General features: G+C 62.8%; 15 protein-coding genes. 9 read left to right on the top strand and 6 right to left on the bottom strand.

Annotation, left to right across the window (positions count from 1 at the left end; genetic code table 11):
• Positions 1 to 131 precede the first annotated feature (131 nt).
• Positions 132 to 461: a hypothetical protein gene (locus tag J9885_RS02425; protein WP_210547974.1), complete on the top strand. Its 330-nt coding sequence runs from the start codon at positions 132 to 134 to the stop codon at positions 459 to 461.
• A gap of 255 nt (positions 462 to 716) precedes the next feature.
• Positions 717 to 2072 carry an NCS2 family permease gene (locus J9885_RS02420; protein WP_043758306.1) on the top strand — a complete coding sequence of 452 codons (1356 nt, stop codon included), beginning with the start codon at positions 717 to 719 and terminating at the stop codon, positions 2070 to 2072.
• 64 nt (positions 2073 to 2136) lie between these two features.
• Here the strand turns inward: J9885_RS02420 and djlA are convergent, their stop codons facing one another.
• The 3 genes from djlA to J9885_RS02405 are packed head-to-tail and all read right to left on the bottom strand — an operon-like array spanning position 2137 to position 4665.
• Positions 2137 to 2952: a co-chaperone DjlA gene (djlA, locus tag J9885_RS02415; protein WP_043758302.1), complete on the bottom strand. Its 816-nt coding sequence runs from the start codon at positions 2950 to 2952 to the stop codon at positions 2137 to 2139.
• A 19-nt stretch (positions 2953 to 2971) separates the two neighbouring features.
• Positions 2972 to 3640 (bottom strand): N-acetylmuramate alpha-1-phosphate uridylyltransferase MurU, encoded by a 669-nt coding sequence (murU, locus tag J9885_RS02410; RefSeq protein WP_210547973.1) that lies wholly within the window; start codon positions 3638 to 3640, stop codon positions 2972 to 2974.
• Complete coding sequence (locus J9885_RS02405; protein ID WP_210547972.1) at positions 3637 to 4665, bottom strand: phosphotransferase; 1029 nt, start codon at positions 4663 to 4665, stop codon at positions 3637 to 3639. Before J9885_RS02405 ends, murU begins: the two co-directional genes overlap by 4 nt.
• A 174-nt stretch (positions 4666 to 4839) precedes the next feature.
• Between J9885_RS02405 and lptD the strand changes: the two genes are divergently transcribed.
• From lptD to J9885_RS02375, 6 genes are read left to right on the top strand one after another with little or no spacing between them, the layout of a single operon-like run.
• Positions 4840 to 7272: an LPS assembly protein LptD gene (gene lptD / locus J9885_RS02400; protein WP_210547971.1), complete on the top strand. Its 2433-nt coding sequence runs from the start codon at positions 4840 to 4842 to the stop codon at positions 7270 to 7272.
• Positions 7273 to 7302: 30 nt separating this feature from the next.
• Positions 7303 to 8595 (top strand): peptidylprolyl isomerase SurA, encoded by a 1293-nt coding sequence (gene surA / locus J9885_RS02395; RefSeq protein WP_210547970.1) that lies wholly within the window; start codon positions 7303 to 7305, stop codon positions 8593 to 8595.
• Positions 8595 to 9590 carry a 4-hydroxythreonine-4-phosphate dehydrogenase PdxA gene (pdxA, locus tag J9885_RS02390; RefSeq protein WP_210547969.1) on the top strand — a complete coding sequence of 332 codons (996 nt, stop codon included), beginning with the start codon at positions 8595 to 8597 and terminating at the stop codon, positions 9588 to 9590. Before surA ends, pdxA begins: the two co-directional genes overlap by 1 nt.
• The gene (rsmA, locus tag J9885_RS02385; RefSeq protein ID WP_210547968.1) at positions 9580 to 10392 is read left to right on the top strand and encodes a 16S rRNA (adenine(1518)-N(6)/adenine(1519)-N(6))-dimethyltransferase RsmA; all 813 of its coding nucleotides are present in this window, start codon (positions 9580 to 9582) and stop codon (positions 10390 to 10392) included. Before pdxA ends, rsmA begins: the two co-directional genes overlap by 11 nt.
• Before the next feature lie 4 nt (positions 10393 to 10396).
• A complete protein-coding gene (apaG, locus tag J9885_RS02380) occupies positions 10397 to 10759 on the top strand; it encodes a Co2+/Mg2+ efflux protein ApaG (RefSeq protein WP_043758284.1) in 363 nt (120 codons plus the stop codon).
• 6 nt (positions 10760 to 10765) lie between these two features.
• Positions 10766 to 11587 (top strand): symmetrical bis(5'-nucleosyl)-tetraphosphatase, encoded by an 822-nt coding sequence (locus J9885_RS02375; RefSeq protein ID WP_043758281.1) that lies wholly within the window; start codon positions 10766 to 10768, stop codon positions 11585 to 11587.
• 151 nt (positions 11588 to 11738) lie between these two features.
• On the opposite strand, the gene J9885_RS02370 is transcribed toward J9885_RS02375, so the two are convergent.
• Both J9885_RS02370 and J9885_RS02365 read right to left on the bottom strand, forming a co-directional pair.
• Positions 11739 to 12224 carry a 2TM domain-containing protein gene (locus tag J9885_RS02370; RefSeq protein WP_134695495.1) on the bottom strand — a complete coding sequence of 162 codons (486 nt, stop codon included), beginning with the start codon at positions 12222 to 12224 and terminating at the stop codon, positions 11739 to 11741.
• Between the two features lie 248 nt (positions 12225 to 12472).
• On the bottom strand, positions 12473 to 13462 hold the full coding sequence (locus J9885_RS02365) for a luciferase-like monooxygenase (protein WP_134695496.1): 990 nt from the start codon (positions 13460 to 13462) through the stop codon (positions 12473 to 12475).
• A 253-nt stretch (positions 13463 to 13715) separates the two neighbouring features.
• Between J9885_RS02365 and J9885_RS02360 the strand changes: the two genes are divergently transcribed.
• Complete coding sequence (locus J9885_RS02360) at positions 13716 to 16598, top strand: HD domain-containing phosphohydrolase (RefSeq protein WP_210547967.1); 2883 nt, start codon at positions 13716 to 13718, stop codon at positions 16596 to 16598.
• Positions 16599 to 16664: 66 nt separating this feature from the next.
• On the opposite strand, the gene J9885_RS02355 is transcribed toward J9885_RS02360, so the two are convergent.
• Complete coding sequence (locus J9885_RS02355; RefSeq protein WP_043758260.1) at positions 16665 to 18035, bottom strand: YjiH family protein; 1371 nt, start codon at positions 18033 to 18035, stop codon at positions 16665 to 16667.
• Positions 18036 to 18302 lie beyond the last annotated feature (267 nt).

Below are 18302 nucleotides of genomic sequence, written 5' to 3'. Positions count from 1 at the left end.
GGTGCGTCCTGCCTGACCACACCGACCGGGGACGGCATGGCAAACGCCGTGATGACAAGGGGAGCACAGCTCCCCTTTTTATCCCCTTCCGGATTACAATCATCCCCTCCTTCACCCAGTGACAATGAGCCATGACCCAGCCCACCGCCCCCAGACTCACCATCCAGATCCGGCTTGAACCCGGTTGCCTGGGGCCGGATGGCAAGCACCATATCGACGCCTTCTGCACGGCAGCCAGTCGGGTCTTTGCCGTCATCGAGCCCGAACGGGTCAACTGGGTGCTGATCCCCCGCCATGACAAGCAGTTGCCGGAGCAGGAGTTCCTCATCGAGGGGCGCAAATTGAGCGAGGCCCAGGCCGGCCTGCTGCTGCAGCGCCTGGGGCTGGCACTCGACCCCTTGCTGGAACAGAGCGACGCCGTGCTGAGCCAGCTTATCGAGCGCTACCTGAAGAGCCGTTGATGGCCCCCACAGATAAGGTTCTATCGAGCCCCGTTTTAACGCCTCCCGGAGCAAACGTTTGAATTTTTGCTCTATTCATTGATCCGCCTCGCAGATCCGGGGTTTGTAAACCTGGCCGCCTGTGTAAAAATGTGCGCGCTGTCACGGTATCAGGACGAGTCTGGTCATTTCACCGCCAGAAACAGGGCCCTTCACCCCGCATGGATGGGTGCGGCCCCCCTGCTGCTTATTTCACGTTACCCATTGGAATCCAACATGAATCAACCACATCACGCTACCGGGCAGACCGCCAGCCCGGCTGCCGGGCATGGACTGCTCGAGCGCCTGTTTGCCCTGCGCGGTCATGGCACCACGGCACGCACCGAGGTGATCGCCGGTATCACCACCTTCCTGACCATGGTCTACATCGTGTTCGTCAACCCGCAGATCCTCTCTGCTGCGGGCATGGACACCCAGGCCGTGTTCGTCACCACCTGCCTCATCGCTGGCATCGGCAGCATCCTGATGGGTCTCCTGGCCAACCTGCCCATCGCCCTGGCGCCCGCCATGGGCCTCAACGCCTTCTTCGCCTTCGTGGTGGTGGCTGGCATGGGCTACTCCTGGCAGGTCGGCATGGGCACCATCTTCTGGGGCGCCCTGGGCCTGCTGATCCTCACCCTGCTGCGGGTGCGCTACTGGCTCATCGCCAACATCCCGCTCACCCTGCGGGTCGGCATCACCGCCGGCATCGGCCTGCTCATCGCCCTGCTCGGCCTGCACAACGCCGGCATCGTCGTCGCGAGCCCCGCGACCATGGTGACCGTGGGCAACCTCACCTCCCTGCCCTGCCTGCTGGGGCTGCTGGGCTTCTTCCTGATCTGCATCTTCTCCGCCCGTGGGGTGCACTCCGCCGTGCTCATCTCCATGGTGGTCACCACAGGGCTGGGCTTCCTGTTCGGGGATGTCACCTTCAAGGGCTTCGTCTCCATGCCCCCCAGCGTCGAGCCGGTATTCGGCCAGTTGGATCTGATGGGGTCGCTCGACATCAGCCTGGCGGGGATCATCTTCTCCTTTATGCTTGTCAACCTGTTCGACTCTTCCGGCACCCTGATCGGGGTCACCAACCGCGCCAAGCTGGCCGATGACAGGGGTCACTTCCCGCGCATGAAACAGGCCCTGGTGGTTGACAGCGTAAGCTCCGTCGGCGGTGCCTTTATGGGCACCTCCTCCGTGACGGCGTATATCGAGAGCAGCTCCGGCGTCGCCGTGGGCGGTCGCACCGGCCTGACCGCCATCGTGGTCGGCGTGCTGTTCCTGCTGGCCATCTTCTTCTCCCCGGTCGCCGCCATGGTGCCGGCCTACGCCGCCGCGGGCGCCCTTATCTACGTGGGCGTGCTGATGTGCTCCGAGCTGACCCGGGTGAAGTGGGAAGACCTGACCGAGGCGGTGCCGGCCTTCATGACCGCCGTCATGATGCCGTTCAGCTTCTCCATCACCGAGGGGATCGCCGTGGGCTTCATCTCCTACTGCGTGATGAAGGCGGGCACCGGCCGCTGGCGCGAGATCAACCCCTGCGTGCTGGTGGTGGCCCTGCTGTTCGTGCTCAAGTTTGTCTGGGTCGACAGCCACTAACCCTCGCTTGCACCCACAAAAAAGCCCGTCATCGACGGGCTTTTTTCATGTCTGGCATCGCCGCTCAGCGGATGCCGCGAGCCTCGCGGATCCACTCCCAGGCCTGCTGGATCTCCTGGGCCTTCTCCTTGGCCATCTCCATCATCTCCGGCGGCAACCCCTTGGCGGCCAGCTTGTCCGGGTGATGCTTGCTCATCTCCTTGCGATAGGCGCGCTTGATCTCCTGATCGCTGTCGCTCTCGCTCACCCCGAGCAGCTGATAGGCATCCTTGAGACGATCCCGGGAGGGCGGCTCCTGCCGGTATTGCTGCCCCTGCCCACCGCCCTGCTGCTGGCGGTGGAAGAAGTTCATCTGGGCCTCGGCCATCGCCAGGATCCGCGCCAGCTCGATACGGCTGAACCCCAGCTCGTCGGCGATGGTCTGCAGGATGGCGCGCTCGTTGGCCTCCACCTTGCCATCGGCAAAGGCGGCCTGTAGCTGGACCTCCAGGAAGAAGCGCAGAATGTCCCGCTGCCCCTGGCTGGCCTGGCGAAACTCCGCCAGGGTTTCGCGCAGCGGGAAGTCGCTCTCCTTGCCCTGACGGAACGACTCCTGGGCGCGCACGCGCTGCTCACCGGAGAGGCGCATCCTGTCCATCAGGTTGGACGCCACCCGGATCTCGTGTTCGGTGACCTGCCCGCTCGCCTTGGCGATGTGGCCCATGACGGCGAAGGTGGCGTGGAAAAAGACCGCCTGTTGCTGCTGGCTGGGGGCACGGCGGAAGGACATGCCCATGCCCCGATCGAAGCGGTGACCTATCCACAGACCCAGCAGGGCCCCGAAGATGTTGCCGAGCAGAAAACCGAAGAAGGCGCCAAGCACCTTACCCCAAATACGCATGGTTCAAGACCTCGTGATGTTAATGAGTGCCGGCGAGCAGCTGCTCGTCCAGCGCGTGCAGCCGCTCCACGGTGCCGATGTCCCGCCATTCGCCGGCGAGCAGGCTGCCGCCGACTCTGCCCTGCGCCATCCAGTCCCGCAGCAGGGGCGCCAGTTTGCGGGCGCCCGAGGGCAGATCGGCAAAGGCGGCGGGGTGGTAGAGACCTACGCCGCTGAAGGTCAGGGCCGGGGCATCCTGCACCCGGCCGGCTTGCAAGGAGAAGTCCCCATTGGGATGCTGGGGGGGATTGGGCACCAGCCAGAGGTGGACCAGATCCCCCCCCAGGGGCTGACTTACCAGGGAGGCATAGTCAGCATCGATCCAGGTGTCGCCGTTGATCACCAGGAAGGGGTCGCTGCCGAGCAGGGGCAGCGCCTGCACGATGCCGCCTGCGGTCTCCAGCGCGCTCTCCTCTGCCGACCAGCGGATAGACACCCCGAACGCGCTGCCATCGCCGAGGGCCTCCACCAGCTTGTGGCCAAGCCAGGCATGGTTGATGACCAGCTCGCTTATGCCGGCGCGTTTGAGCTTCTCGATATGGTGCACGATGAGGGGTTTGCCTCCCACCGCCAGCAGCGGCTTGGGCAGACTGTCGGTAAGAGGGCGCATCCGCTCGCCGCGGCCGGCGGCCAGGATCATCGCCTTCATGATGCCGCTCCGTCGGCACGAGCCTCGGCCACCCGGGTCAGACCCGGCAGCACCACCTGCTCCAGCCAGGCACCGAAGCGGACCAGCACGGGATAGCTCTCGCCATGGGTGCGACAGACATCGACCACATAGTCGAGGGTGCGTGGAATGTCTTTGAGGTAGCCGGACTTGCCGTCCCGATGCCAGAGGCGGGTGAAGATCCCCGCCGCCTTGAGGTGACGCTGCATGCCGGTGAGGTCTGCTGCGCGACGAAACGCGGCATAGTCGAGCCCGCCGAGCAGCCCCGCCTGGTGCAGGGTCTCGAAGCCCTGGCGCATGCCCTGCTCGATCACCTCGTCGGGCCAGCGCACGTAACAGTCTTTCAGGAGGGAGACCAGGTCATAGCTCAGAGGGCCGATGACCATATCCTGGAAGTCGATGATGGCGAGCTCGCTCTCGCCCGGGGTCTGCCCACCGCACACCATGAGGTTGCGGCTATGGAAGTCCCGGTGCATCACCCCCTGGGGCTGGGCCAGGTTGTTCGCGGTGAGGCAGGCGAAGGTCTCCGCCAGCAGTTGCTCTTCCTCGGCGCTCAGGGTCAGCTGCAGGTGCTGCCCCAGCAGCCACTCGGGGAAGATGGCGTTTTCCCTGGCCATGAAGGCGGCATCAAAAGGCTCAAGCTCCAGTTCAACAGCGCCGAGACGGGGCAACAGGGCGATGGCCTTGCCATACCAGGCCAGCACATTGTCTGCGTTCAGGCAGCTAATAAGTTGGGTATCCCCCAGATCGGTCACCGCCAGCAGTCCGTGATCGTAGTCCACCCCCCTGACCTCGGGCGCCTTCAACCCCACCCCATGCAGTGCCGCCGCATTGCGAACGAACTCATGATTTTTTTCGGTTTTAGGATTAGCATCCACCCACACCAGACCGCCACCGCGGAAGTAACGGCGGAAACTGGCGTCACCGGAAATGAGGGTCAACGGAAGGTTGGCATCACCGGAAATCCGGCGTGCCCATTGCAAAAGCAGGGAAGCGCGATCGTGCATGAGTCGGGAACCAAATTGGAAAGCAGCACTTGGCTGTTAGCCCTGGCCGCAATAATGCTTTATCATTGCCGGCTAACATAAAGCAATGACATGCAATGTCAACTCGATGGATCCTGACATAAAATGCATGCCCTGAACTAACCGTTTTTACTACGGATTGCGCGAGCCTTTCACATGACAAAATGGACACTGGGATACTCCTGTCCCATCGCCCTGACCATCAGCCTTGTTCCTGCCGTGAGTCCGCTCATGGTTCAGGCTGCGCCACTCAACGCACCGCCCGCCACCGGGATCCTCGACAGCCTCTGCTATGACTATGTGCCCAAGATAGAGAAACCCAGCTCGGGCCAGGATGCCAATGCCCTGCCCGTCGAGGTGGATGCCGATCGCCTGGAGGCCAAGCAGGGCGGCACCGCCGTCTACGAGGGCGACGTCAAGGTTCGTCAGGGGGTGCGCAAGTTCGACTCCGACTACGCCCAGCTCGATCAGAAGAGCCGGGACGTCATCGCCATCGGCAACATCTACTACAACGATGGCCAGATCACGGTCACCAGCGACAAGACCCTCAAGTCCAACCTGGACACCAAGAACTCCGAGCTGGAAGAGGGCAAGTATCAGGTTCACGGCTCACCGGTGCGCGGCTTTGCCGAGAAGGTGACCATGACCAACAACAACCAGAACATCACCCTGGAAGGGGCCCAGTACACCACCTGCCCGCCGGGTCAGGAGGTCTGGACCCTGAAGGCCGGCAGCATCGACATCGACCAGTCCGAGGTGTTCGGGGAAGCCTGGAACGCCAGCCTCTGGCTCTATGACTATCCGGTCTTCTATTTCCCCTACATCAACTTCCCCATCAAGGACGAGCGCAAGACGGGCCTGCTCTACCCGGGTTATACCCAGAGCTCCAAGAACGGCATGGACATCACCCAGCCCTTCTACTGGAACATAGCGCCCAACTACGATGCCACCATCACCTCCCGTTTCATGGACAGACGGGGCCTGATGGAGCAGGTCGAGTTCCGCTACATGCCGGATCCGGCCCACGTGGGGAGCCTCTACTTCGAGAACCTGGCGAACGACAAGCAGTACGACGAGACGGACAGCCTCAACGACCACCTCTCCGACGGCCACCGCTACCTGCTGAGCGCCCGCCATACTTCCATGTTCCAGGACAATGCCTTGCGAGTGTCGGTGGACTACACCAAGGTGCGGGATCAGGACTACAACTACTTCAACGACTTCTCCCCCAAGGTGGGGACCCAGGTCGACAACCAGCTGCAACAGTCCCTCAAGGCCGGCTACTACCAGCAGAACTGGAACCTCGATGCCGAGGTGCGCACCTACCAGATCCTGCTGGCCAGCGCCCAGCAGCCCCACGAGCTGATGCCGCGCATCAACCACAACTACTACCAGCAGGGGAGCTGGTACGATCTGGCCTGGAACACCGAACTGACCAACTTCGGCTACAACAACGATCAGGCCATCGCGCAGAACAAGGGGGAGGCCTACACCGGGACCCGCTTCCACACGGCGCCCACCCTGACCATCCCGCTCATCGACGAAGCCGGTTACTTCCTCGACAGCCAGTACAAGCTGATGTACACCCGTTACGATCAGACGGTACCGGACAACATGAGCAGCACCTTCACCAGCCGCTTCACCCCGGTAGGCGGGGGGGATGTCACGCTGGAAGAAGGCACCATCACCCGGGTGCTGCCCTCTTTCCGTCTCAAGGGGGGCATGACCTTCGAGCGTGATCAGCAGTGGTTTGGCGAGGGCGCCAACCAGACCCTGGAGCCGGAGTTCCAGTACCTCTACATCCCCTACAAGGATCAGGACAACATCGGGGTCTACGACTCCACCACCATGCGCCAGGACTACTACAGCCTGTTCAGCGATCGCCGCTACGCCGGTCTGGACCGGATCAGCGACTCCAATCGCCTCTCCCTGGGCGTCACGACCCGCATTTATGATCCGGCCGGGGATGAACGAATCCGGCTGGCCGTTGCCCAAGCCTTCGACTTCGTGGCCCCCAGGGTCAAGCTCTACAGCAGCGACGAGCTGAGCACCAATACCCGCTCGCCCCTGTCGTTCGAGGGGGACGCCAAGATCAACGAGCAGTGGTACGCCCATGCCGGGGCACAGTATGACGTGGAACAACGCCAGATAAGCTCAGCCAATAGCGCCCTGGAGTACCGCCACGAGAAACTGATCAGCCAGCTGAACCACCGCTTCGTGCGGGATGCCAACTACGACCTCGACAATAAGGGACAGGTCACGGATCTCAACCAGATCGGCCTGCTGCTGACCACGCCCCTGAACGACCAGTGGCACCTCTACGGGGGTTACTATCAGGAGCTCAACCAGAACGTCAAAGTGGACCGCAAGGTGGGCCTGAAGTACGACTCCTGCTGCTGGAGCATCAACTTCAACCTGGAGTGGGTCAACACACCGGATAACGTGAATCTGGAGCCGACTTCGGAGCGCAGTTTCGGCATTCAATTTGAAATGAAAGGATTGGGTAGCGTGGGTACCGGCGCCAAGGGCACCTCCCTGGACACCGAAGCACTGCCTTACATTCGTCCGTTTAACCTGCGAGACCAATAACCGGTCTGGCAAACGCCTTGAGAGATGGATATGAAGAAGACGTTGATTTCCCTGCTGACCGCAGGCCTGTTCGGTGTCATGAGCCAGGGCGCCTTCGCCGCCCCCGAGCTGATGGACAAGGTGCTGGCCGTGGTCAACAAGGACGTGGTGCTGGCCAGTCAGCAGGAAGCCCTGGTACAGAAGGTGAAGGCATCCGCCCAGGAGAGTGGCCAATCCCTGCCCGATGACGTCACCCTGCGCAAGCAGGCGCTGGACCGCCTGATCCAGGAGAGCCTGCAGCTGCAACTGGCGGAGCGCCAGGGGCTCAAGATCAGTGACACCCAGCTGGAGCAGGCCATCCAGAGCATCGCCGCTGACAACAAGATGACCCTGGAGCAGCTGCGTGCCCAGCTGGATCGGGAAGGGCTGACCTATGCCCAGTACCGGGAAGAGGTGCGTCGCGAGATCCTGATGAACGAAGTCCGCCGCAGCCAGGTGCGTCGCCGCATCAACATCTCCGATCAGGAGGTCAAGCAGGTGGTCGAGGCGCTGAGCAAGCAGGGCCAGCAGCAGACTGAGTTCCATATCGGCCACATCCAGGTTGCCCTGCCGGACAACCCGAATGCCGAACAGCTCAACGCCGCCAAGGCCAAGATCGAACGCATCCTCGCCGCCCTGAAAGAGGGGGCGGATTTCCGCAAGCTGGCCATCGCCGAGAGTAACGGTCCCAAGGCCCTGGAAGGGGGTGACTGGGGCTGGATGAGCCCGCAGGAGATGCCCACCCTGATGGCCGAAGCGGTACAGGGCGCCAAGAAAGGCGACATCGTCGGCCCGCTGCGCTCCGGCGCCGGCCTGCACATCGTCAAGATCTTCGACACCAAGGGTCAGCAGCAGGTGATGCAGACCGAGGTGAAGGCCCGTCACATCCTGATCAAGCCCTCCATCATCCTGAGCGAGGAGAAGGCCAAGAGCACCCTGGACGGCATCCTGCACGAGATCAAGAGCGGCAAGGCGAGCTTCGCCAGCATGGCGGAGAAGTACTCCGAGGATCCGGGCTCCGCGGTACAGGGCGGCGAGCTGGGCTGGTCTGATCCTAACGTCTACGTGCCGGAGTTCCGCGACATGGTGGGCCGCCTGCAACCTGGCCAGATCAGCGAACCCTTCCGCACCACTCACGGCTGGCACATCGTCCAGCTGGAGGATCGCCGCAGCCAGGATGCCACCGGCAAGGCCCAGGAGCAGCGAGCCTACCAGCTCATCTTCAACCGCCGCTTCGCCGAAGAGTCCCAGTCCTGGCTGGATGAGCTGCGCGACGAAGCCTACATCCAGATCGAACCGAACTGATGAGCTGTCATCGTCTTGCCATCACCCCGGGTGAGCCGGCGGGCATAGGTCCGGATCTGGTGCTGCACATCGCCCAGCGGGACTGGCCCCATCAACTGGTGGTGATCGCCGATCCCGCCCTGTTGCAAGAGCGGGCAGCCCTGCTGGGGCTGTCTGTCGAGCTGGAACCCTACGACGCCACGGCCCCTGCCCGCCCCCAGCGGGCGGGGACCCTGAGCATCTGCACCGTGCCCCTTGGCGCCCCTGCTGTGCCGGGCATGCTCGACGAAGGCAACGGCGCCTATGTGCTGGCCACCCTGCAGCGCGCCTGCGACGGCAACCTGAGCGGCGAGTTTGCCGCCGTGGTGACCGGGCCGGTGCACAAGGGGATCATCAACCAGGCGGGCGTGTCGTTCAGCGGCCACACCGAGTTCTTCGCCCAGCAGTCCGACACCGCCGACGTGGTGATGCTGCTGGCCACCGAAGGGCTGCGGGTGGCGCTTGCGACCACCCACATCCCGCTGGCCTATGTGGCCAAGGCCATCACAGAGGAGCGCCTTGGCAAGGTGATCCGCATCCTGGATGCGGATCTCAAGCGCAAGTTCGGCATCGAACAGCCCCGGATTTACGTCTGCGGCCTCAACCCCCACGCCGGGGAAGGGGGGCACCTCGGTCGTGAAGAGATCGAGGTGATCGAACCCGCTCTGGCCGCTCTGCGCCAGGAGGGGATCGATCTCGTCGGCCCCCTGCCGGCCGATACCCTGTTCCAGGACAAATACCTCAAGGATGCGGATGCGGTACTCGCCATGTACCACGACCAGGGGCTGCCCGTGCTCAAGTACAAGGGCTTTGGCAACTCGGTCAACATCACCCTCGGACTTCCATTCATCCGTACTTCGGTGGATCACGGCACCGCGCTGGATCTGGCAGGCAAGGGCCTGGCCGATCCCGGCAGCCTGATCACCGCGATCAACCACGCCATCCAGATGGTAGAGAAAAAAAGATATGAGCAGTAAGGTGCACATGGGCCACACGGCCCGTAAGCGTTTCGGTCAGAACTTCTTGCACGACCGTTATGTGATCGACCAGATAGTGGCCGCCATCAACCCCCAGCCAGGTCAGAACCTGGTGGAGATCGGGCCGGGTCTGGCGGCGCTGACCGAACCGGTCGCCGCCCAGATGGACAAGATGACCGTGGTCGAGCTGGACCGGGATCTCGCCGCACGCCTGCGCGATCACCCCACTCTTAAAGACAAGCTGACCGTCATCGAGGCCGATGCCATGCGCTTCGACTTCAGCACCCTGATGGGGGAAGGCAAGGGGCCGCTTCGTATCTTCGGCAACCTGCCCTACAACATCTCCACCCCGCTCATCTTCCACCTGTGCGAGTTCGCCGATCGGGTCGAAGACATGCACTTCATGCTGCAAAAAGAGGTGGTACTGCGTCTGGCCGCCGGTCCGGGCAGCAAGGCCTATGGCCGCCTGAGCGTGATGACCCAGTACTACTGCCAGGTGATCCCGGTGCTGGAAGTGGGCCCTGGCGCCTTCAAGCCGGCACCCAAGGTGGACTCCGCCGTGGTGCGGCTGGTGCCGCACAAGAACCCGACCATAGTCGCGAAGGATATCCGCTGCCTGAACCGGGTCTGCACCGAGGGCTTCGGCCAGCGTCGCAAGACCATCCGCAACAGCTTCGCCAACTTCATCACAGACGCCCAGCTGACCGAGCTTGGCATCGATGGCAACCTGCGACCGGAGAACCTCTCCCTCGAGCAGTTCGTCACGATCGCCAACTGGCTGGCCGATCAGCAGCAGGCCTGATCCCATGACGAAAGCCCGGATCCTGGTCCGCCCCCACCCCAGCTATGTGGCAGGGACCGCAGACCCTTACCATTTTCTCTATCGCATCGAGATAGAGAACCTGGGTCCGGGCACGGTGCAGCTGCTGCATCGACGCTGGCTCATCACGGACGCCAATGGCAAGATGCAGGAAGTGGAAGGGCCCGGGGTCGTCGGTGAACAACCCCTGATCGCCCCAGGCGAGACCTTCACCTACCAGAGCGGCGTGCCGCTCGCCACGCCGCTCGGCGTGATGGAAGGCAGCTACATCCTGCAAGATGAATCTGGCCAGCAATTCGAGGCGCCCATCGCCCCCTTCACACTGGCCATTCCAAACATTATCAACTGAGGTTTCATGGCGAACTGTTTCGTCGGCGATATCCAGGGCTGCTACGACGACTTGCGCCGCCTGCTGGATCTTGCCGAGTTCGACTTCGATAACGACGTGCTCTGGCTGTGCGGTGATCTCGTCGCCCGCGGCCCGGACTCTCTCAACACCCTGCGCTTCGTCAAGTCACTGGGACAACAGGCCGTGACCGTGCTCGGCAACCACGACCTGCACCTGTTAGCCGTGGCCCACGGGGTCGCGCCCCTCAAGAAGAAGGACAAGCTGCAGGAGCTGATGGAAGCACCGGATCGGGACGAGCTGCTGGAGTGGCTGCGTCACCGGCCGCTGCTGGCTGAGCACCCCGATCTCCCCATCATGATGATCCACGCCGGTCTCTCCCCCGCCTGGGATGCCCACACCGCTCGCAGCTGTGCGCGGGAAGTGGAGACCCTGCTGCGCGGGGATCAGTACAGCTGGCTGCTGCACAACATGTACGGGGACCAGCCAGACAGCTGGGACGAGGGTCTGCTGGGGATAGAGCGCTACCGCTACATCATCAACAGCTTCACCCGCATGCGCTTTTGCTACTTCGATGGCCGGCTCGACTTCAAATGCAAGAAGGGCCCCACCGAATCGACCCCGGGCCTGCGCCCCTGGTTCGAGCAGCGCGAGCACCATGTGGATGACCCCATCCTGGTGTTTGGCCACTGGGCGGCACTGATGGGCAAGACCGGCAAGGACGACATCAAAGGGCTGGATACCGGCTGCGTCTGGGGCAACAGCCTCACCCTGTGGCGCTACGAGGACGACGCCCTGATAGCGACGCCCTGCCCTGTCTATGCCAAGTAAGGATCTGGGTCCAGTTTGCTGGGCCTGACGCTCCGGCACAGTCAGAGGACTCCCGCCTAGCCTTTGCCAGGCAGCAAACACCAGTCAGGGGAGAAAAAAACAAGACGGGCCCGGCATCACCGGGCCCGTCTTGTTATCACACCCCACAAGGCTATAGCCTGCGCCCCAGCCGCTTCTCAATCTGGCGCCGCTCCCACTCCGGGCCGAACAGCCTGAACGGCTGGAACAGATTGATGGCGTGGGAAGCCAGTCCCAGCCCCCACCCCAGCATGGGCCACCAGGCCCAGATGTAGTCCGGATTGCTCAGGTAGTTGATGACGAACAGCCCCCCTATCACCAGCACATAGCTGATGAGGTGGCCATAGAAGCCCCGCAACCCCTCCACGAACTTCATCGCCTCCCGCTCATCCCGCGCCACTGACACAGCTTCCCGACCGTCCACTTCGTTTCCTCTCATCTCGCTCTCCTGCAGTTGGGTCACATCGAGCTCGAAGACGGCGGCCAGGGCCTTGAGGGATTCCAGTCCGGGTGACTGTCCCTGCTCTATCCGCTGGATGGTGCGAACGCTCAGGCCAGTCAGGGTCGCCAGCTGTTCCTGGGACCATCCCCGTTGCAATCTCAACTTCCTGACGATCATCTTGTGCTCCTTGTGGTGATTGACAGGACCAGCATAGGGACAGAGCCGAACGAGAGACACGACAGAGGGCCGACACTTACCTGACTTACTTTTAAAATCAGACAATTAGGATTGTGCACAGCCGATCTTTCGTCCATGAAACCAGACAGGGCCAGGCCCGCCATGCGGGGTCTCGCCGCAAAGCGGATCCGGCCGAGCATCCAGCCGGGCGACCCGGCATGGGAACGAAACTGGTCCAAAGGGCTGGTCTACAGCCCCTGCATCAGCTCGGCGCCGATCTCGAAGGAGCGCAGCCTGGCCTGATGATCCACGATGGGCCCGTTGAACATCAGTTCGTCAGCCCCGGTTTCCGCCAGCAGTGCCTTGAGACCGTGGCGTACCCGCTCCGGATCCCCCACCAGGGAGCGGGCCAGGGTCTGCTCCATCGCCATCAGTTCCCGGGGGGACCACTCCTCCCCCAGCGCCTGCACCGGCAGCGGCAGCTTGCCGGCATCCCCTCGGTAGAGGCGTAGGAACTGCTGCTGTACCGTGGTGAACTGGAAGCGGGCCTCCCGTTCGCTGTCGGCGGCGATCAGGTTGACGCAGACCACTGCATAGGGCTTGGGCCAGCGAACCGAGGGGCGATACTGGGTGCGGTAAAGCTCCAGCGCCTGGAGCAACAGACCGGGGGCAAAATGGGAGGCAAAGCCGAACGGCAGCCCCATGGCTGCCGCCAGCTGGGCACTGTAGAGACTGGAGCCCAGCAGCCAGATGGGGACGTGCAGCCCCTGGCCAGGTACCGCCTGGACGGCGCCGATCTCGTCCCCGAAGTAGCCCATCAGCTCGCGCACATCCGCCGGGAAATCGTCCACCTCGCCACTGCGCTGCCGGCGCAGCGCCTGCATGGTGCGCTGATCGCTCCCGGGAGCGCGGCCGAGGCCGAGATCGATGCGATCCGGGTAAAGGGAGCTTAGCGTGCCGAACTGCTCGGCAATCACCAGCGGCGAATGGTTCGGCAACATGATGCCACCGGCACCGATCCGCAGGGTGGAGGTGCCCCCCGCCAGATGGCCGATGAGCACCGAGGTGGCGGCACTGGCGATCCCCGGCATGTTGTGATGTTCCGCCAGCCAGTAGCGGTGGTACCCCCAGCGTTCCGCATGCCGGGCCAGGTCCAGAGAGCGGCGAAACGACTCGGCCGGCCATGAGCCCTCGGGAACGGGCACCAGATCCAGTACGGAATAGGGAACGACAGACATGGGACACTCCTTTGATTCACAGGGCATTTGCCAGTGCAGCAATGTAGCACGAGATATCTGAATGAATCACGTGACCGGAGCAGGCTGGCAAGACGTTCCCGAGCGGTCCACTCGTCGGTACGCATTCACTATGCGCTGCGAAAGAGGTCACTAAGGCCTCATTCCATCCCGTCAGGCCCTATGCTTTTTGTCATTAAGCGAGCACACTGATAGGCGATCATGACCGCGATCGCCGGAGGACAAGGACCCGTCCATGACAAGCACACAACTCAGCCGCAAACCCTTCTACGTACACATTGCCACCCTCTTCATCCTGCTCTTCTCCGTGTTGGGAGGGGCCCTCATCCTCCTGCAGTTCCAGCAGGGCATGCAACAGGGGCTGGCGCACGAACGACAGAGTTTCCAGCACTATCGGGAGCAGCTGGCGCTGGCCATCACGCTGAACCAGCGCCCCGCGCGCATGTCACTGAGCCTCTTGCGAAGCGGTCAGCTCTCTGCCATGCCGGACCTGGAGGCACGACTCGCCTTTCTGCCCCAGCTGGCTGAAGTGCTGGCCAACAGCAGCAGCTATGGCGCCATCTATGTGGGTTATGACAATGGTGATTTCTTCCTGGTGCGCAAGCTGACCGAACGGGCGAAAGGGGCGCTGGACAATCCGCCCGCCGAGAGCCGTTTGCTGGTCCAGAGCCTGAGTCAGGGTCGGGGGGAATTTCTCTATTTTGATCAGCGCCAGCGGCTGCTGGAGCGACGCCCCATGCCGGAGTACCGCTTCGATCCCCGCGATCGCGGCTGGTACAAGCAGGCACGCTGGAATACCGGCATCATAGTGACCCACCCCTACCTCTTCTTCACCACCCGGGAGCCTGGCATGACCCTGGCGGTGGAGAGCGATGACCGCCGGGCAGTGATCGGGCTGGATGCCGGTGTAGAGGGGCTCTCCTCCCTCATCGGCGAGCTGCCCCTTCCCAGCCACAGCCAGCTGGTGCTGTTCGACGAGGCCGGCACCCTGTTGGCCACGGACCCGAAACAGTTGCCGAGCTTCGACCAGCTGAGCCGCCTGCCCATGCTGACAGCCCTCAGGCATCCCGTCCTGGCCCTGCTGCAGCAAGAGATGGCGAGCCAGCCCACTCTGCTGCACAACCCCTCCGAGCTGACCCTGAGCACCGACAAGGGGGAGGACTGGCTGATCAACCTCTCCTCCCTCGGGGAAGGCTCCCCCTTCTATCTCGCCCTGCTGGTTCCGGCGAAGGTGCTCACCGCCCCGGCTCGCCAGGATGCCCTGCACAACCTGGCCTGGGCATTCGCCGGCCTGCTCCTGCTGCTGCCCGTCATCTGGCTGGTGGCCAGACGGACGGCCACCCCCTTGCTGGCTCTGACCGCAGAGGCCGAGCGGATCCAGCAATTCGACTTTGGCCAGAGCAAGGAGCCCGGCTCGGCCATCCGGGAGATAGACGATCTCGCCCGCGCCATGTCCAGCATGCGGCTGACCCTGGGCAACCTCATGAGCATGGGACGGGCACTGACGGCCGAACACCGCTTCGATTCTCTGCTGAGCCGCATCCTCCATGAAACCGTGTCCGCGGCCCAGGCGGAAGGAGGCGCCCTCTACCTGGCGCAGAAGAAGCAGATGCAGGCCGTTCAGGCCATCTGGCAGGGGCAACCGCTGCCCTGCGAACAGGTGATCTGGCAGGATACCCTGCTCGCCGGCCTCTATCACACGGAGCGTCTCAGCCTCCGCCTCGATGAGGAGCAGTGGAACCGCTGCCTCGTGGGCTGGGGCCCCTTCCCCGGCCCTTGCCAGCTGCTGGTCGAACCCCTGCACAACCACCGCCAGGAGCTGATCGGCAGCCTGCTGCTGGTGTTGCCGGACTGCTCCCCCCGGGAGCTGGTTTCACGCATCAGCCTCATCGAGGCGCTGGCGGGCATGTCCGCCTCCGCCATCGAAAACCAGCGCCTGCTGGAAGAGCAGAAACAGCTGCTGGAGGCCTTCATCGAGCTCATCGCAGGCGCCATCGACGCCAAGAGCCCTTACACCGGCGGCCACTGCCAGCGCGTCCCCGAACTGACCAAAATGTTGACGGAGGCGGCCTGTGCACAGCAGCAGGGGCCCTTCAGGGACTTTAACCTCAACGACGAGGAGTGGGAGGCCATTCACATCGCGAGCTGGCTGCACGACTGCGGCAAGGTGACCACCCCGGAGTTCGTGGTCGACAAGGCCACCAAGCTGGAGACCATCTACGACCGGATCCACGAGATCCGCACCCGTTTCGAGGTGCTCAAGCGCGATGCCCACATCGAGGCGCTGGCGGCCAGACTGCCGGCCTCGGAGCGGCAGGCGGCCGAGGAGGCGCTGGCATCCCACTGGCAAACCCTGGATGAGGAGTTTGCCTTCGTGGCCGAGTGCAACCTGGGAGGCGAGTGGATGGCGCCGGAGAAGCTGGCCAGGCTGGATGCCATCGCCAAACGTAGCTGGCTACGCACCCTGGACGATCGCCTCGGCATCAGCCAGGAGGAGAGAAAGCGCCATCCAGGCCCCTCCCCCCTGCCCTGCCGCGAGCAGCTGCTCGCCGACAAGCCGGTTCACCTCATTCCCCGCCCGGACCAGGACAACCTCGCCCGCAACAACCCCTGGGGCTTCAAGGTCAGGGTGCCCACCCACCTCTACAACCGGGGGGAGCACTACAACCTCGCCATCGGCCGCGGCACCCTTACCGAGGAGGAGCGCTACAAGATCAACGAGCACATCATCCAGACCATCCGCATGCTGGAGCGCCTCCCCTTCCCCCGCCACCTTAGCAAGGTGCCCGAAATAGCCGGGGGTCATCACGAGCGGATGGATGGCACCGGCTATCCACGCCAGCTGCAGGGGGGGCAGATGAGCATTCCCGCCCGCATCATGGCCATCGCCGACATCTTCGAGGCGCTGACCGCGAGCGATCGCCCCTACAAGTCGGGCAAGACTGTCTCCCAGTCCCTGGGCATCATGCAGAAAATGGTAGAGGAGCAGCACATAGACCCGACCCTGTTCGCCCTCTTCATCGAAAGCGGCGTCTGGCGCGACTATGCCAGGCGTTTCCTCGCCCCCGAGCAGCTCGACGAGACGGCCTGCCAGTCCCTGCTGGCAGAGGCGCACTAGCCTTCACCGCCGCCCATAAAAAAACGGTCAACCTGGGTTGACCGTTTTTTCTTAAAGTACTGCCTCTTAGAACAGCAGATGGGCCACACCGGCGATCACCGGCAAGGTGATCAGGGTGCGCAGCAGGAAGATGATGAACAGCTCCCACAGCTTGACCGGGATCTTGCTGCCCAGCAGCAAGGCGCCCACTTCCGACATGTAGATAAGCTGGGTCACCGACATGGCGGCGATCACGAAGCGGGTGATATCGCTCTCTATGGTCGAGGCCAGCACCGCCGGGATGAACATATCGGCGAAACCCACCATGATGGTCTTGGATGCGGCTTCCGCCTCCGGCAGTTGCAGCAGCTCCAGCAGGGGAACGAAAGGCGCCCCCAACCAGTTGAACACCGGGGTGTGTTCGGCCAGCATCAGGGCACAGGTGCCGATGGCCATCACAACGGGCAGTACCCCGAAAATCATGTCCAGGGCGTTCTTCACCCCTTCCCGCGCCACGGCGCCCATGTCGGTCATGCCGTCGGCCTTGGCCAGGGCTCGCTGATAGCCATAGCTCAGCACGCTGTGCTCATGGGGGATCGCCTCCTGCTTGCGGCACAGGGGCGTACCGTCGCTGTAGACATCCTTCTTCCAGGAGAGCGGCGGCAGGCGCGGCACCACGATAGCGGCCACCACGCCAGCCAGGCAGACGGTCAGGTAGAAGGGCACGAACATGTGTTCCAGCTTCACCTGGGAGATCACCACCAGACAGAAGGTGATGGAGACCGCGGAGAAGGTGGTACCGATGACGGCGGCTTCCCGCTGGGTATAGAACTTGCCTTCGTACTGTTTGCTGGTGAGCAGAATACCAACGCTACCATCCCCGAGCCAGGAGGCGAAGCAGTCCACCGCAGAACGGCCCGGCAGGCGGAACACGGGGCGCATGATGCGGGTCATCATGGTGCCGACAAACTCCAGCAGACCGAAGTCGAGCAACAGCGGCAGCAGCAAGCCGGCGAAGATGAATACCGAGAACAGCACCGGCAGCAGATCGTGCAGCACCAGGCCGCCGGTCGCGCCGGAACGCAGCACCTCGGGGCCAACCTCGAAGAAGGTCAGCAGCACGAAGATCCCGCCCAACACCCGCACGCAGGCCCAGAAGGGGGAGACGTTGAACAGGCTGTTCAGGAAGGGGCGACGCACCAGGATGGCCGGCTTGAACAGCCAGGCGACCAGGGTCATCAGCATGGTGGTGGTGATGATGGCGCTGACCATGGCAACCAGATGATCGGCAAACACCGTCTGCACCAGCTTCGCCAGCACGGCGACTGGGATGGTGACATTGCCGTCGTAGAGGACCGGGGTCATGAACAGCAGGATCCCGATCAGCGACGGGATCAAAAACATCAGCACGTTGCGGCGAGTACGGATCGCCGGTGCCTCCAGGGTCTTTTCCAACATGATAAAACCTTAAATGTGACTTTTCCTTCAGCCAGGCCACCTGCATATCCATGCTCTCACCCGGCAAGCGGGCGCAAGAATAACGTAAAAAAGTGCACAAACAAGCTTTTTATACATTATCTCAAGCATAAATATTTTATCAGGCAAACCATCCATAAGAACAAACCAAAACAGTCATGCATATCAATTCATTTTTATTGGTTAGCATAATGTTTCAAGGAGGTTAAGTTCAGGAGCGCAGTATAATCTGCAGCCGCAGGCAGGCAA

The sequence above is a fragment of the Aeromonas sp. SrichE-2G genome (genome assembly GCF_017939565.1).
GTDB classification, from domain to species: domain Bacteria; phylum Pseudomonadota; class Gammaproteobacteria; order Enterobacterales; family Aeromonadaceae; genus Aeromonas; species Aeromonas taiwanensis.
The sequence above is the reverse complement of the archived record's forward strand: the minus strand, read 5'-3'. Positions and strand labels throughout refer to the sequence as shown.